Origin of the sequence: uncultured Methylobacterium sp. (genome assembly GCF_964242245.1) — a bacterium.
Lineage (GTDB): Bacteria > Pseudomonadota > Alphaproteobacteria > Rhizobiales > Beijerinckiaceae > Methylobacterium.
In genome coordinates this window covers 1-13,089 of the sequence record NZ_CAXTBY010000112.1, presented here as the reverse complement: position 1 = coordinate 13,089, position 13,089 = coordinate 1, and the positions used below count along the sequence as shown (strand labels likewise).

The following is a 13,089-nucleotide window of genomic DNA, read 5'->3' as shown; positions in this document are numbered from 1 at the left end:
GTACCGCAATCCTCCCGTTCCGGCCTCCACCGCCCGACATGGCACGGTCTCAGCCCGAGACGTTGCCCCCCGACATTGCGTCGCGAGAGGGCCGCGGCGCCGCAGGGCCGCCGGTGAGGCGGATGTGGTGTTGTATTTGCGCACCACAAGGGTCCACAGCCCTCTTGCACCGCCACACGGTTCGAGGCCACGCTGCACGCATGACAGCGACGCTTTCCGCCCTCTACCGCTACCCCGTGAAGGGTCTCAGCCCGGAGCCGCTGGAGCGCGCCGCGCTCGACGCGAACGGCTACTTCCCGGGCGACCGGCTCTACGCCATCGAGAACGGCGATTCCGGCTTCGATCCCGCGGCGCCGCGCTTTCAGCCGAAGACCAAGTACCTGATGCTGATGCGCGACGCGGCGCTGGCCCGCCTCCGCACCCGCTACGACGACCGCACCGCGACGCTGACCGGTGCGGCCGAGGACGAGGCGTTCTCGGCCCGGCTCGACACGCAGGATGGCCGCGCGCGGCTCGAGGACTTCATGCGCCGCCTCCTGCCGCAGGCGCTCCGCGGCGAGCCCCGCGTCCTGTCGGCGCCGCCGCAGTACCGCTTCACCGATTCGAAGATCGGCTACGTCTCGCTCATCAGCCTGTCGAGCGTGCGGGCGCTGGAGGCGTTCTGCGGCATGCCGGTCGATCCGCTCCGCTTCCGCAGCAACCTGCTCGTGGAGGGGTGGGAGCCCTGGGCCGAGCTGGAGATGAGCGGCGCGGTGCTCGAAGCACCGAGCGGGCTCCGCCTCAAGCTGACGCAGCGCACCGTGCGATGCGCCGCGACCAACGTCGATCCGGCGACCGGCATCCGCGACCTCGACATCCCCTGGACGCTGGACGCGCGCCTGGGCCACCGCGATTGCGGCATCTACGCCGAGGTGGTCGCGGGCGGCATGCTGACCGTCGGCGACACCCTGACGATCACGGCCTGACAGGGGCGGATCAAGAGGCTCGGCGCGAGACCGTCACGGGTTCGGTCCCGGAGCGGCGGTGCTCGCAGGCGATCTTCAGGTAGCGGTGGTCGCCTCCCGGCAGCCCGGCGGCGGCGGCCATGGTCTGGGCGTGCATGATGCACTCCATCGGCGTTCGGACCGGCGCGACGATGACGTCGAGGGCGGTCTCGCGGGAGCAATCCTGGGCCAGCATCGTGCCGGCGCAGACGAGGGCAACGGACAGCAGTTCGGACATGACGGACCTCGTGTTCGCGTGATCGACGGGTCCGCGGGGTGCTCCGGCGTCCGAGCCACCGCGTGATCGTTGTCCTGGTGCGTCCTCACGTTAATCTTGACCGTTTTCTTGCACGGGCCGTGCCAGCGCTGCGGCGCCGGGCTCGGGCGTGGCACTGCCGCGTCAATCGCGGACCGGGAGCCAGACCGGCTCGGGCTCCTCGATCGGCAGGAGCGCCGCGACCGCATCGAGGTCGACGGTGTAGTTCTCGGTCAGCAGCCGCCACATCTCGGCCGCGGACGCCGCCTTCGGCTTGAGGCCGTCGAGGGCACGGGCGAGCGGCGCGGCGTGAACGAGGGTCGGACGGGTCAGGAGCGGATCGGCGTAGAGCATGGTAGGATGTCCCGAGGCGGCATTCGCAGCGTCGCAGGACGTGGTTAACGAAGCGTTGCCGGTCTCGGCGCCGACCGGGCTGCTCCCTCCGCGCCGCGTTGCAGCATTCGGGCTCGGTCGGGACGGTGACGCGGATCGAGGCGCTGATCTCCCCGTCGATCGACGGGTCTGCGTCGGCACCTGCGCCTCGCGCGGCCTGGATGGTGGCCTCCCGCTTCAGTGCCGCGGCCCGCTACCGGGTCAGCGCGTAGATGTTCACGTCGAGCTTGTCGTCCGTCTGGTCCGTCAGGTCGGTGACGTACTCCTCGATGAAGCGGTCCTGAACGACGATGTCCTTCGCGTCGAGGTAGGCGGTCAGGGTCTCGTAGGTGCCGTCGATGTCGTCGTAGGAGCCCTTGTGCGGGAACCGCAGGGCCTTGCCGGCCGGCGTGCTGCCGAACCGCAGGCCGCCGGTCGCGGACGGCGCCGGGTCGGGCGCCGCCGCGACCGGGATCATCGCCTCGTAGGCGAAGCCGTCGTCGTCGGTGCGGGTGAAGACCGCGAGCGGCCGGCCGGCCGCCGCGATGCCGGCCCGGGCGAGATCGGCCTCGATCCGCGCAAAGGCGTCCTTCAGGCTCGGCACCGCCTCCTCCCACTTGCTCTTGCCCGCGAGGATCGCGGCGGGCTTGGCCGGCAGCGTCACCGCGTCCACGTCGTTGGCGTCGCCCGGGGTCTCGACCAGCGTCTTTCTCGACACCACGGGAGGCGCGATCGCCTGCTCGGGCGCCGGCGCGGCCGACCGGCTCGGATCGGCGGGCGGATTTGGAACGGGGGTCGTCGGCAAGGGGCTCGTCACCGCGGGCGAGGGCGGCGTCGAGGTCGGCGGCGCGGGCTGCTGCGCGAGGACCGGAGACAGCGCCACCGCGAGGACGCTGGCGGAGAGCGTGAGGCGAGGACGGATCAAGGCTGCGCTCCGGCGGGCTTCGAGGCCGCGGCGCACCGAGTCGCCGCCCCCCGTGCCGGAAGGTAGTGCCGAACCGCTCCGGCCGCGAGGGCGCATTCGCAGCGAGCAGGTTCGGCGCGCGCGGAGGCGGCAGACCTGAGGCGCCGGCATCGGCCGGGACCCGGCCCTCGTGCGGGACGGCGTGGTTTGCCATATAGCGGAGCCCGGCGGGCCGAAATCCTTCGCGCCGCCGACATGAGATCCGAACCATGGCCGCATGAGCGCACTCGCCCGCAGACGTTTCCTGAAGATGCACGGCGCCGGCAACGCGATCGTGGTGCTCGACCTGCGCGGATCGCGCGCGCGCGTCACGCCCGGCGAGGCACGCGCGATCGCGGCCGACCCATGCTCCGGCTTCGACCAGTTGATGGTGCTGCACGATCCCGCGACCCGCGGCGCCGACGCGTTCCTGCGGATCTACAACACCGACGGCTCGGAATCGGGCGCCTGCGGCAACGGCACCCGCTGCGTCGCCTACGCGATGCTCGACGACCCGGCCATGGCGCGGCCCGTCGAGAACGGGCGGCTGCTGCTGGAGACGGTGTCGGGCCGCGTCGAGGTGAAGCGCGTCGCCGAGCGCTCGTTCACCGTCGACATGGGCCGGCCGCGGCTCGCCTGGGACGAGATCCCGCTCAGCGAACCGTTCCAGGACACGCGGCGCATCGAACTCCAGGTCGGTCCGATCGACGCCCCCGTCCTGCACTCGCCGGGCGTCGTCAACATGGGCAACCCGCACGCCGTGTTCTTCGTCGATCAGGACCCCGACACTTACGACCTCGGCCGGATCGGCCCGATGCTGGAGAACCATCCCGTCTTCCCCGAGCGCGCCAACATCGGAATTGCGCGGGTGAGCGGGCGCGAGGCGATCAAACTTCGGGTCTGGGAGCGCGGCGTCGGGCTGACGCTCGCCTGCGGCACCGCCGCCTGTGCCGCGGTGGTGGCCGCCGCGCGCCTGCGGATGATCGGCCGGCAGGCGACCGTCAGCCTGCCGGGCGGCGACCTGTTCGTGGAGTGGCGCGCCGACGACCACGTGCTGATGACCGGGCCGGTCTGCCCGGTGGCGGAGGGGCACTTGGCGCCGGAGCTGTTCGCGGAGGCCGGGTGATGGCCGTCGAGACGCTGACCTTCGGCTGCCGGCTCAACACCGTCGAATCCGAGGTGATCCGCGGCCACGCCGAGGCGGTGCCGCGCGATAACGATCTCGTCATCGTCAACACCTGCGCCGTGACGGCGGAGGCCGGTCGCCAAGCCCGCAAGGCGATCCGCCGCGTCCACCGCGACAGGCCCGGGGCCGAGATCGTCGTCACCGGCTGCGGCGCGCAGGTCGAGACCGCGCTCTACGCCGCGATGCCGGAGGTGGCCCGCCTCGTCGGCAACGGCGAGAAGCTCGGCGCGCAGGCGTGGCAGCCGGGACGGGACGGGCCGCGGTCGAGCGTCGGCGACATCTTCGCAGACCGCCCCGCGCAGCCGACGCGGATCGCGGGCGTCGCCGGGCACACCCGCGCCTTCGTGCCGGTGCAGACCGGCTGCGACCATCGCTGCACCTTCTGCGTCATCCCGTTCGGCCGCGGCAACGCGCGCTCGATGCCGCGGGCGGCGATCGTCGATCAGGTCGCCCGCATCGTCGCCCACGGCGGCCGCGAGGTGGTGCTGACCGGCGTCGACCTCACCGCCTACGGCCGCGATTTTTCCGGGACTTCCCAGAGCCTGGGCACCCTGGTCGAGGCGATCCTCGCCGGCGTGCCGGATCTCGCGCGCCTGCGCCTGTCCTCGATCGACTCGATCGAGGCCGACGACGCGCTGATGCGGGCGATCGCCGACGAGCGGCGGCTGATGCCCCACCTCCACCTCTCGCTCCAGGCCGGCGACGACCTGATCCTCAAGCGGATGAAGCGGCGCCACGCGCGGGCCGACGCGGTCCGGTTCTGCGCCGAGGTCCGGCGGCTGCGGCCGGAGACCGTGTTCGGGGCCGACCTGATCGCCGGGTTTCCCACCGAGACCGAGGATCAGTTCGCCCGCTCGCTCGACCTCGTGGCGGAGTGCGGCCTGACGCACCTGCACGTCTTCCCGTACTCGCCGCGTCCCGGCACGCCGGCCGCGCGGATGCCGCCGGTGGCGCCCGAGGTCGTGCGGTCCCGCGCCGCGCGGCTGCGGGAGGCCGGTGCGTCCGCGCTCGGGCGCCACCTCGACGGGCAGGTCGGGCGGACGCACCGGGTGCTGGCCGAGCGCGGCGGCCTCGGCCGCACCGAGGGTTTTACACCCGTGCGCGTCGCGGCAGAGCCGGGCACGATCGTTTCGGTCAGCATAGCTGGGCACGACGGCCGGGCCTTGCTCGCGGCATGAGGCGGCTCGGGAAGTTCAGGCGATGAAGCTCGGATACGTCATCCCGTCCGTGCCGGACGTGGCGGCGGAGCGCCGGATCACGCCTGCCAGCCGCAGGCGCGCAACGCCGTCAGCATGGGCTCGGGCGGCGGTGCCTCGGCCACCACCGGCGGCTTCCTCGGGTAGAGCGGCAGCGCGAGCCGCCGGGCGTGCAGGTGCAGGCCGGGGCCGCCGCGGCGGGGCGCCGTGCCGTAGATCGGGTCGCCGAGGATCGGAAACCCCATCGCGGCGCAGTGGACGCGCAGTTGGTGCGTGCGGCCGGTGACCGGCTCCAGTTCGAGCCACGCGCGACCGTCGGCACCCCGGCCGAGCACCCGCCAACGGGTCAGGGACGGGTCGCCCGCCGGATCGGCCTTCATCCACCACGAGCGCGGATCGTCCGAGCGCCGAGCCAGCGGCAGGTCGATGCTGCCGGCCTCCTCCGTGGGGGCGCCCTCGACCAGTGCCCAGTAGGTCTTCCGCGCCGCGCCCGTCGCGAACAGCCTGTTCAGGCGTGCCAGTGCCTGGGTGTGGCGGCCGAGCGCGAGGCAGCCGGACGTGTCACGATCGAGGCGATGGGCGGCCTCCGGGCGGCGCGGCAGGCCGAAGCGCAGGCTGTCGAGGTGATCGGTCAGTGTCTGCCCGCCCTTCGGCCCCGGATGAACGGCCAAGCCGGCCGGCTTGTCGATGATGAGCACCAAGGCGTCGCGGTAGAGCAGGCGCGCGCCTATGTCTGGCAGGATCGAGCCGGGCAGGGACATGCGCTCCGGCTAACGACGCCGGGGCGCGGGAGCAAGGACACGGCAATGAGTCAGGACGAGAAGCCGGGCTGGTTCGGCCGCCTGTTCGGCCGCAAGGGCGCGACCCACGAACCGGAGGACGAGCCGCCGGCCGACGCGCCGGCCTCGCCTGCAGAAGGGCAGCCCGATTTCGCCACCGGCGCCGCGGACGTGGCGCACGTGCCCCTGCCGCCGGGCGAGCCGTCCCCCGTCGATCCCGCGCGCAACGCGGTGCCGGACGAAATCGAAGGCGCCGACCTTCAGCCGATCGAGGGCGAACCCGAGACGCCGCCGGCCGGCACGGCGGGCGACGATCCGGACCGCGGGGCCGAGCCCGCCGACACGACGGGCGTGGCGCGTCCACCCGCGACGGACACGCCCGCCGCGCCGGCCTCGGCGCCCGACATCCAGCCCGTGGACGCGGCGGCCTCGCTCGCCCACGACGCGGTGGCCGAGCCCGCGGCCGAGCCGGAAGCCCGCGGCTGGTGGACCCGCCTGACCTCGGGGATGAAGCGCACGTCGTCCGCCTTGTCGGACCGGGTCACGGGGCTGTTCACGAAGCGCAAGCTCGACGCGACCACCCTGGAGGACCTGGAGGATGCCCTGATCCAGGCCGATTTCGGCCTGGAGACCGCGACGCGCATCTCGGAAGCCGTCGGCAAGGGCCGCTACGAGAAGGGGGTCTCGCCCGACGAGGTCCGCGCGATCCTCGCGGCGGAAGTCGAGCGGGCGCTGGACCCGGTGGCGAAACCGCTGGTGATCGACGCGTCCAGGAAGCCGTTCGTGGTTCTCACGGTGGGCGTGAACGGCGCCGGCAAGACCACGACGCTCGGCAAGCTCGCGCTGACCCTCAAGGCCGAGGGACGCAGCGTGATGCTGGCCGCCGGCGACACCTTCCGCGCCGCCGCGATCGAGCAGTTGCGGGTCTGGGGCGAGCGCACCGGCACGCCGGTGGTCAGCGGAGCGCAGGGGGCGGACGCGGCGGGCGTCGCCTTCGACGCCCTGAAGCGGGCCAAGGCCGAGGGCGCCGACGTGCTGCTGATCGACACCGCCGGCCGGCTCCAGAACAAGGCCGGGCTGATGGCGGAGCTGGAGAAGATCATCCGGGTGATCGGCAAGCTCGACCCGGAGGCGCCGCACGCGACGCTGCTGGTGCTCGACGCCACCGTCGGACAGAACGCGCTCAGCCAAGTCGAACTGTTCTCGCGCGCGGCGCCCGTCTCAGGGCTGGTGATGACCAAGCTCGACGGCACGGCGCGGGGCGGCATCCTGGTCGCGCTCGCGGCGAAGTTCGGCCTGCCGGTCCACTTCATCGGCGTCGGCGAGGGCATCGACGACCTGGAGCCCTTCGCGGCGCGGGATTTCGCGCGGGCGATCGCGGGGCTGGAGAAGGATTAGACCCGCAGCACGTCGGTGCGCGCGAAGTCGTTGCCCTTGAACAGCAATGGCACGTTGAGCGATCGCGCGAGAGCATAAGCGAAGCAGTCGCCGAAGTTGAGGCCGGCGGGATGGCGGCCCTTGCCGTAGCGAGCGAAGGCGTCGGCCGCGATCCGAGCCAGCGCAGCATCGATGACCGCGATCTCGATGTCGCGACGTGCGAGCCATGCGTCGAGTTCGGCACGTCCGCCGAAGCGCCGTTCGGCCACGATCGCGCATTCGAGGTAGGTGCCAGCGGACATGATCCGCCGCTCGGCCAGGGCAAGCGAACGGGACAGCGCCTCGGCGTCCGGCTCACCCGCGATGATGGCGACGAAGACGGAGCTGTCGACGACGATCACATCGGCAGCCCGTTCTCATCGAAGGCCAGGATTTCGTCGATCGGACGTGGATCGACGAGGGCGCGGGCATTCCAGCGCGCGCGCATCTCGTCGTCTGCGGCGAGCCCTTCAGCGATCCGGCGCGCCGTCTCGTCCTCCAGCCGCTCCCGCTCCCGCCTGAGCAGATCGAGGAGCAGGTCGCTTCCCGCTCGGCCGGTGCGCGCCGACATCTCCGCCAGCAGTGTCTCGGCCTCCGCGTTCTCGATCGTGATGGACATGGGCGGCCCCCGGTCGGTACAGACCCCGACAGCCAGCGTACTATGCCGGACACGACGAGGCCAACGGACGCGTCCTTCGGTGGTGTCCTAATTTGACGGCGCGAGATGCAGTGAGGGCGGTCGTACTGGCTCAGCCTGAAGCACGTTGAGGAAGAACTGATGGCGAAGCGCGAGAGATACGATGTTGCTCTCAAGTGCGACGGTTGCGAGCACGAGGGCCGCATGGGCGCTGAGGAAGATGAAAATCCGATAGGCGGACTCCACCGCGACATCGAATGGGTTTCGGATGGCTTCCGTGTGGAGGGCAGCAAAATCATCTGCGAGAAATGCGGAACCACCGTCTTAGGGTGACCGGCAAATTAGGACACTATCCGTCCCTCACCCCCCTCCAGCGCGACATGATGCCGATCGAACCCGTTCCGCCGCGCCGCCACCTCGCACCGCTGCCCAAGCTCGCGCTGGAACTCGGGCCGCTGGTGCTGTTCTTCCTCGGGAACGCCTATGCCGAGCGCTTCGGCGTGGCGGCCGAGCAGAAGCTGTTCGTGGCGACAGGGGTCTTCATCGCGGCTACCGTCCTGGCGCTGGCCGTCCACTTCGCCCTGGTGCGCCGGCTGCCGATCATGCCGATGGTCTCGGGCGTCGTCGTCGTGGTGTTCGGCGGCCTGACGCTCTACCTGCAGGACAAGACCTTCATCATGGTCAAGCCCACCATCGTGAACAGCCTGTTCGGCCTCGTGCTCCTCGGCGGGCTGGCCTTCGGCAAGTCGCTACTCTCGGTGGTGCTCGATTCGGTGTTCGCGCTGACCGACGAGGGCTGGCGCAAGCTCACCTTCCGCTGGGGCGTGTTCTTCCTCGTCCTCGCCGTCCTCAACGAGGCGGTGTGGCGGACGCAGACGGAGGATTTCTGGGTGAACTTCAAGGTCTTCGGCATCATGCCGCTGACGGTCGCCTTCGCGCTGGCCCAGACGCCACTGCTGATCCGCTACGAGCGCCCGAAGGCCGACGCCGAGGCGTCGTGAACGGCCGCAGGCCGCGTCGTCGGCGAGCGCGACTCCGCGCCGCCGCCTGTGCGGCGGACGGCCCGGCAGGGCCGAACCGAAGGCCCTACCGCTCGGCGACCTTGCCGGCGGCGCGGATCTTGGCCAGCACGTCCTTGAGGTTCTCCGGCGTGACGATGCCGACGAGCTTGTCGCGGATCACGCCGTCCGAACCGATGATGAAGGTCTCGGGCACGCCGTAGACGCCGAAATCGATGCCGACGCGGCCCGCCTCGTCGTGCCCGACCGCCTGGAACGGCACGCCGTTCTTGGCCAGGAACCGGCGCCCGTTCTCGGCCGCGTCCTTATAGTCGATGCCGACCAGCCGGATGCCGGGCTCGCGCGACAGCCGCATCAGCATCGGGTGCTCGACCTGGCAGGGCGCGCACCAGGACGCCCACACGTTCAGCACCGTCACCCCGCCCTTGAGGTCGTCGCTCGACAGGCCCGGCACCGGCTTGCCGTCGGCGGTCAGCCCGGCGACCGCCGGAAGCTGGAAGTGCGGCACCGGCCGGCCGATCAGCACGGAGGGGAGGGCGGCCGGGTCGACGCCCGAGCGCAGGCGCAGGAAGAACACCGCGGCGAGCATCGCGAAGGCCAGCACGGGGACGATCACCAGGAGCGAGCGGCGGACCGGCTCCGGCGCCTCGGCGCTCAACGCCCGTCCCCGGGCTGAAGCGCGGCGAGCGCGCGCCTCTGCGCCCGCCGGTCGCGGATCGCGTTGAGGACGAGCCCGGCCATCACCAGGGCGGTGAAGGCGTAGGACGCCAGGATGAAGCCGCCGTGTGGTCCGAGGTCCATGCGAGGGCGGCCTAGAAGGCCTGACCGAGCGGCATGGCGCGCCCGGAATCCGAGGTCATCACGGTCGATCCGGCATCGAGCCGCTCGGCCTCGCGGATCGTCAGGGTCCGCACGCGCCGGCGCATGATCTCGGTGCGCATCGCGTAGAGGTGCAGGGTGACGCCGCCGAGCGTCGCCGCGCCGATCATCACCAGCAGCGGGTAGAGCATCGACGGGTCGATGGTCGAGCCGCCCATGCGCAGGATCGAGGCCGGCTGGTGCAGGGTCGACCACCAGTTCACCGAGAACTTGATGATCGGCAGGTTGACCGCGCCGACCAGCGTCAGGATCGCCACGGAGCGGGCGGCCCGGTTCGGGTCCTCCATCGTCCGCCACAGGGCGATGATGCCGCAGTAGATCAGGAACAGGATCAGCATCGAGGTGAGCCGCGCGTCCCAGACCCAGTAGGTGCCCCACATCGGCTTGCCCCAGAGCGAGCCCGTCACGAGGCAGATCAGGGTTAGCGCCGCCCCGATCGGCGCGGCCGAGCGCTGCGCCACGTCGGCCAGCGGATGGCGCCAGACCAGGGTGCCCACCGCCGACAGGCTCATCGCGCCGTAGAAGAACACCCCGAGCCACGCCGCCGGCACGTGGATGAACATGATCCGCACGGTCTCGCCCTGCTGGTAGTCGGGCGGGGCGACGAACCAGGACAGGTACAGCCCGAGCGCAAGGAGGGCGGTCGAGAGCGCGGCGAGCCAGGGCACCAGGGTGCCCGACCAGCGCATGAAGTGGCTCGGGTTGGACAGGCGCGTCCACAGGGGCATCGACATGGGCGAAGTCTAGCGCGGGGTGCGGTGCAGCGGCAATGCGGGGGGTGAGCGCAGGCGACGCGATCACGCGGACGTGGGCACGTAACCGTCCGTCTCCGCACCGCGGTTGAGGACGCGATGACAATCGATGGCGAGGCGAAGATCGCCGCCGCACCTCGATCCTGTGCCTCGGGGCGTCGCGGACGCACGTCACTCCGACCAGCGGAGCGCCGCCGCGGCGGCGAAGGTCCCGACCAGCGCGGCGATCAGGCTGAGGCCGGACAGGATCAGCAGGGGCGTGGCGAAGGGCACGGTGCCGCCCAGCGCCGATTGCGCCGCCGAGACCCCGAAGATCAGGGTCGGGATCATCAGGGGCAGCACCAGCACGGCGAGGATCAGGCCGCCGCGGCGGATCGAGGCGGTGAGCGCCGCGCCGACCGCACCGACGAAGGTCAGCGCCGGCGTGCCGGCGAGCAGCGTCAGGGCGGTGGCGGCCATCGCGGTGCCGTCGAGCGCCACGAGCAGGCCGAAGAGCGGCGACGCCAGCGCCAGGGGCAGGCCGGTGGTGAGCCAGTGGGCGGCGACCTTGGCGAGCACCACGAGTTCGAGGGGCACGGGGGCCGCAGTCATCAGGTCGAGGGAGCCGTCCTCCTCGTCGGCCTGGAACAGCCGGTCGAGGCCGATGAGCGTGGACAGCACGGCGGCGAGCCAGAGGATCGCCGGGCCGATCCGCGCGAGCAGGTTGAGGTCGGGCCCGAGCGCGAAGGGCACCAGCGCCACGATCATCAGGAAGAACACCAGCGACAGCGTGCCGGAGCCGCCGACGCGGGCAGCGAGGGCGAGGTCGCGGGAAACGAGAGCCAGGACGGTGCGGATCATGCCCAGTCCTCGTCCGCAAAATCAGCGGGGCGCTCAGCGGCCGCGGAGACCGGCACGATGCGCAGCTCCCGCGCGTCCTCCAGGCCGAGCGCCTGATGGGTCGCGGCGATGACGAGGCCGCCCTCGGCCCGGTGCTCGGCCATGAGTCCGGCGAGCAATCCTTGCGAGGCGGCGTCGAGGGCCGCGGTCGGCTCGTCCAGCAGCCAGAGCGGACGGGCGCAGACGAGGAGCCGGGCGAGCGCCACCCGCCGCCGCTGCCCGGCCGAGAGGTAGGCCACGGGCAGGCCGAGGGCGTGGGCGAGGCCGAGGCGGTCCAGGGCGGCGCGCGGTTCCAGCGCCGGCGCGCCGAGGAGCGCGCGGGCGAAGGCGAGGTTCTCGCCGGCCGTCAGCGCGCCCTTCAGGCCGTCGCGGTGGCCGACGGCGTGCAGGCACTCGGGCAGGGTGGCCTCGCCGGCATCGGCCACGGTGAGGCGACCGGCGTCGGGCCGCAGGCGACCGGCCAGGATCGCGAGCAGGCTCGACTTGCCGGCGCCGTTGCGGCCCGTCACCGTCATCGCGTCGCCCGGCCCGAGGGCGAAGGACAACCCGGAGAAGATCCGGCGCCCGGAGCGGCGGCAGGCCAAGTCGTCGACGCTCAGCCGCACGTGGTGCTCCCCTCGTCACCGCGCCTCCTTGCCCGATTGCGCGGGCGGACGGAACCGCGCAACCTGCGCTTCGCACGTACGCCCTTGACCGGAGGACCCACCATGACCTCGCAGACGCCATCCGCACGGATCGTCCGCGCCGCCGACCGACCCATCCGGACGGAAGCCGAAGTCGCGCACGATCCCGACGCCGTCGCCGGGCGCAGGCTGGTCGAGGCCCGCGTCGCCCTGTGCACGCAGGCCGAGCAGGACGCGTTCTGGGAGGCGGTGCGCCGGTGCTTCGGGTCCTCGGCGCCGAGCGGGGCAGCGACCGCCTCCTGAGCCCCGGCAAGGACGAGGCGCGTCGTCACGAGCGGACAGCCGGGGCAGGCTGTCACGCCGCACCCCGTATCCGTCAGATTCGAAACGTTCTATACGAGGCGTTGGCTGCGCCGCGCGACCTCAGGGCGTCCCATCCGCCCCTCGCGCACCCTCCTGCCCGGGCACCCCCGGGGCGGCGCGCGCCCGAACGGGCGCAGTCCGGCCGAACACCACGTTCGTGGCGCAGGTTATGCCTGCGCGTGTTCGACAAACGCCAGCGAGGAATAGACCAGCCGTGGCTTCACTCGACAGCTTCAAGGCCCGCCGGACGCTGACCGCGGCGGGCAGGACCTACACCTACTACGCGATCCCGGAGGCCGAGAAGAACGGTCTGGCCAACTCCACCGCCCTGCCGTTCTCGATGAAGGTGATCCTCGAGAACCTGCTGCGCTACGAGGACGACCGCTCCGTCCGCAAGGCCGACATCGAGGCGACCGTCGCCTGGGTGGACAACCGCGGCAAGGTCGAGACCGAGATCGCCTTCCGCCCCTCGCGCGTGCTGATGCAGGATTTCACCGGCGTGCCCGCCGTGGTCGATCTCGCCGCCATGCGCGACGCGATGGTCGCGCTCGGCGGCGACCCGCAGAAGATCAACCCGCTGGTGCCGGTGGACCTCGTGATCGACCACTCGGTGATCGTCGATGAATTCGGCACGCCGAAGGCTCTGGCCGACAACGTCGCGCTGGAATACGAGCGCAACGGCGAGCGCTACACCTTCCTCAAGTGGGGACAGTCGGCCTTCGACAACTTCTCCGTCGTGCCGCCCGGCACCGGCATCTGCCATCAGGTCAACCTCGAATACCTGTCGCAGACGGTCTGGACCAAGC

At 71.7% G+C, this 13,089-nt stretch carries 19 protein-coding genes; 8 read left to right on the top strand and 11 right to left on the bottom strand.

Annotated features, from left to right (window positions below; translation table 11 throughout):
* Positions 1-200: 200 nt before the first annotated feature.
* Positions 201-965 carry an MOSC domain-containing protein gene (locus ACFE8Y_RS17905; RefSeq protein ID WP_375465738.1) on the top strand — a complete coding sequence of 255 codons (765 nt, stop codon included), beginning with the start codon at positions 201-203 and terminating at the stop codon, positions 963-965.
* Between the two features lie 10 nt (positions 966-975).
* On the opposite strand, the gene ACFE8Y_RS17900 is transcribed toward ACFE8Y_RS17905, so the two are convergent.
* From ACFE8Y_RS17900 to ACFE8Y_RS17890, 3 genes are all read right to left on the bottom strand, one after another.
* Positions 976-1,221: a hypothetical protein gene (locus ACFE8Y_RS17900; protein ID WP_375465737.1), complete on the bottom strand. Its 246-nt coding sequence runs from the start codon at positions 1,219-1,221 to the stop codon at positions 976-978.
* Between the two features lie 162 nt (positions 1,222-1,383).
* Positions 1,384-1,593, bottom strand: coding sequence for a hypothetical protein (locus ACFE8Y_RS17895; RefSeq protein ID WP_375465736.1), 210 nt, complete (start codon positions 1,591-1,593; stop codon positions 1,384-1,386).
* Between the two features lie 232 nt (positions 1,594-1,825).
* Positions 1,826-2,536, bottom strand: a complete 711-nt coding sequence (locus tag ACFE8Y_RS17890) for a GyrI-like domain-containing protein (RefSeq protein ID WP_375465735.1) — start codon at positions 2,534-2,536, stop codon at positions 1,826-1,828.
* 256 nt (positions 2,537-2,792) lie between these two features.
* Here ACFE8Y_RS17890 and dapF point away from each other — a divergent pair, with 256 nt between their 5' ends.
* Complete coding sequence (gene dapF / locus ACFE8Y_RS17885; protein ID WP_375465734.1) at positions 2,793-3,680, top strand: diaminopimelate epimerase; 888 nt, start codon at positions 2,793-2,795, stop codon at positions 3,678-3,680.
* Positions 3,680-4,918 (top strand): tRNA (N(6)-L-threonylcarbamoyladenosine(37)-C(2))-methylthiotransferase MtaB, encoded by a 1,239-nt coding sequence (gene mtaB, locus ACFE8Y_RS17880; RefSeq protein ID WP_375465733.1) that lies wholly within the window; start codon positions 3,680-3,682, stop codon positions 4,916-4,918. Before dapF ends, mtaB begins: the two co-directional genes overlap by 1 nt.
* A gap of 77 nt (positions 4,919-4,995) precedes the next feature.
* Here mtaB and ACFE8Y_RS17875 read toward each other — a convergent pair whose 3' ends face one another.
* Positions 4,996-5,697, bottom strand: coding sequence for an RluA family pseudouridine synthase (locus ACFE8Y_RS17875; protein WP_375465732.1), 702 nt, complete (start codon positions 5,695-5,697; stop codon positions 4,996-4,998).
* A gap of 45 nt (positions 5,698-5,742) precedes the next feature.
* Between ACFE8Y_RS17875 and ftsY the strand changes: the two genes are divergently transcribed.
* Positions 5,743-7,113 (top strand): signal recognition particle-docking protein FtsY, encoded by a 1,371-nt coding sequence (ftsY, locus tag ACFE8Y_RS17870; RefSeq protein WP_375465731.1) that lies wholly within the window; start codon positions 5,743-5,745, stop codon positions 7,111-7,113.
* On the opposite strand, the gene ACFE8Y_RS17865 is transcribed toward ftsY, so the two are convergent.
* Together ACFE8Y_RS17865 and ACFE8Y_RS17860 are read right to left on the bottom strand one after the other, a co-directional pair.
* Complete coding sequence (locus ACFE8Y_RS17865; protein ID WP_375465740.1) at positions 7,110-7,490, bottom strand: type II toxin-antitoxin system VapC family toxin; 381 nt, start codon at positions 7,488-7,490, stop codon at positions 7,110-7,112. The genes ftsY and ACFE8Y_RS17865 overlap by 4 nt on opposite strands.
* Positions 7,490-7,750, bottom strand: a complete 261-nt coding sequence (locus ACFE8Y_RS17860) for a type II toxin-antitoxin system VapB family antitoxin (protein ID WP_375465730.1) — start codon at positions 7,748-7,750, stop codon at positions 7,490-7,492. Before ACFE8Y_RS17860 ends, ACFE8Y_RS17865 begins: the two co-directional genes overlap by 1 nt.
* Before the next feature lie 159 nt (positions 7,751-7,909).
* Here ACFE8Y_RS17860 and ACFE8Y_RS17855 point away from each other — a divergent pair, with 159 nt between their 5' ends.
* Complete coding sequence (locus ACFE8Y_RS17855) at positions 7,910-8,101, top strand: hypothetical protein (RefSeq protein WP_375465729.1); 192 nt, start codon at positions 7,910-7,912, stop codon at positions 8,099-8,101.
* A 50-nt stretch (positions 8,102-8,151) separates the two neighbouring features.
* A complete protein-coding gene (locus tag ACFE8Y_RS17850; protein ID WP_375465739.1) occupies positions 8,152-8,769 on the top strand; it encodes a septation protein A in 618 nt (205 codons plus the stop codon).
* 85 nt (positions 8,770-8,854) lie between these two features.
* Here the strand turns inward: ACFE8Y_RS17850 and ACFE8Y_RS17845 are convergent, their stop codons facing one another.
* The 5 genes from ACFE8Y_RS17845 to ccmA form a co-directional block, all read right to left on the bottom strand.
* Positions 8,855-9,445: a DsbE family thiol:disulfide interchange protein gene (locus tag ACFE8Y_RS17845; protein WP_375465728.1), complete on the bottom strand. Its 591-nt coding sequence runs from the start codon at positions 9,443-9,445 to the stop codon at positions 8,855-8,857.
* Complete coding sequence (ccmD, locus tag ACFE8Y_RS17840) at positions 9,442-9,588, bottom strand: heme exporter protein CcmD (protein ID WP_375465727.1); 147 nt, start codon at positions 9,586-9,588, stop codon at positions 9,442-9,444. The genes ACFE8Y_RS17845 and ccmD overlap by 4 nt, the downstream gene beginning before the upstream one ends.
* 11 nt (positions 9,589-9,599) lie before the next feature.
* A complete protein-coding gene (locus tag ACFE8Y_RS17835) occupies positions 9,600-10,400 on the bottom strand; it encodes a heme ABC transporter permease (protein ID WP_375465726.1) in 801 nt (266 codons plus the stop codon).
* 189 nt (positions 10,401-10,589) lie between these two features.
* Positions 10,590-11,258 (bottom strand): heme exporter protein CcmB, encoded by a 669-nt coding sequence (ccmB, locus tag ACFE8Y_RS17830; protein ID WP_375465725.1) that lies wholly within the window; start codon positions 11,256-11,258, stop codon positions 10,590-10,592.
* The gene (gene ccmA / locus ACFE8Y_RS17825; protein WP_375465724.1) at positions 11,255-11,902 is read right to left on the bottom strand and encodes a heme ABC exporter ATP-binding protein CcmA; all 648 of its coding nucleotides are present in this window, start codon (positions 11,900-11,902) and stop codon (positions 11,255-11,257) included. The genes ccmB and ccmA overlap by 4 nt, the downstream gene beginning before the upstream one ends.
* Positions 11,903-12,004: 102 nt before the next feature.
* On the opposite strand from ccmA, the gene ACFE8Y_RS17820 reads away from it, so the two are divergent.
* The gene (locus ACFE8Y_RS17820) at positions 12,005-12,223 is read left to right on the top strand and encodes a hypothetical protein (RefSeq protein ID WP_375465723.1); all 219 of its coding nucleotides are present in this window, start codon (positions 12,005-12,007) and stop codon (positions 12,221-12,223) included.
* A 274-nt stretch (positions 12,224-12,497) separates the two neighbouring features.
* A partial coding sequence (locus ACFE8Y_RS17815) for an aconitase family protein (RefSeq protein ID WP_375465722.1) occupies positions 12,498-13,089 on the top strand: 592 nt, incomplete at its 3' end.

Bases quoted from the DNA above. Each gene is read 5' to 3' on its own strand.
- ACFE8Y_RS17905 (WP_375465738.1), top strand. From the start codon at position 201: ATGACAGCGACGCTTTCCGCCCTCTACCGCTACCCCGTGAAGGGTCTC.
- ACFE8Y_RS17900 (WP_375465737.1), bottom strand. From the start codon at position 1,221: ATGTCCGAACTGCTGTCCGTTGCCCTCGTCTGCGCCGGCACGATGCTG.
- ACFE8Y_RS17895 (WP_375465736.1), bottom strand. From the start codon at position 1,593: ATGCTCTACGCCGATCCGCTCCTGACCCGTCCGACCCTCGTTCACGCC.
- dapF (WP_375465734.1), top strand. From the start codon at position 2,793: ATGAGCGCACTCGCCCGCAGACGTTTCCTGAAGATGCACGGCGCCGGC.
- mtaB (WP_375465733.1), top strand. From the start codon at position 3,680: ATGGCCGTCGAGACGCTGACCTTCGGCTGCCGGCTCAACACCGTCGAA.
- ACFE8Y_RS17875 (WP_375465732.1), bottom strand. From the start codon at position 5,697: ATGTCCCTGCCCGGCTCGATCCTGCCAGACATAGGCGCGCGCCTGCTC.
- ftsY (WP_375465731.1), top strand. From the start codon at position 5,743: ATGAGTCAGGACGAGAAGCCGGGCTGGTTCGGCCGCCTGTTCGGCCGC.
- ACFE8Y_RS17860 (WP_375465730.1), bottom strand. From the start codon at position 7,750: ATGTCCATCACGATCGAGAACGCGGAGGCCGAGACACTGCTGGCGGAG.
- ACFE8Y_RS17855 (WP_375465729.1), top strand. From the start codon at position 7,910: ATGGCGAAGCGCGAGAGATACGATGTTGCTCTCAAGTGCGACGGTTGC.
- ACFE8Y_RS17850 (WP_375465739.1), top strand. From the start codon at position 8,152: ATGCCGATCGAACCCGTTCCGCCGCGCCGCCACCTCGCACCGCTGCCC.
- ccmD (WP_375465727.1), bottom strand. From the start codon at position 9,588: ATGGACCTCGGACCACACGGCGGCTTCATCCTGGCGTCCTACGCCTTC.
- ACFE8Y_RS17835 (WP_375465726.1), bottom strand. From the start codon at position 10,400: ATGTCGATGCCCCTGTGGACGCGCCTGTCCAACCCGAGCCACTTCATG.
- ccmB (WP_375465725.1), bottom strand. From the start codon at position 11,258: ATGATCCGCACCGTCCTGGCTCTCGTTTCCCGCGACCTCGCCCTCGCT.
- ACFE8Y_RS17820 (WP_375465723.1), top strand. From the start codon at position 12,005: ATGACCTCGCAGACGCCATCCGCACGGATCGTCCGCGCCGCCGACCGA.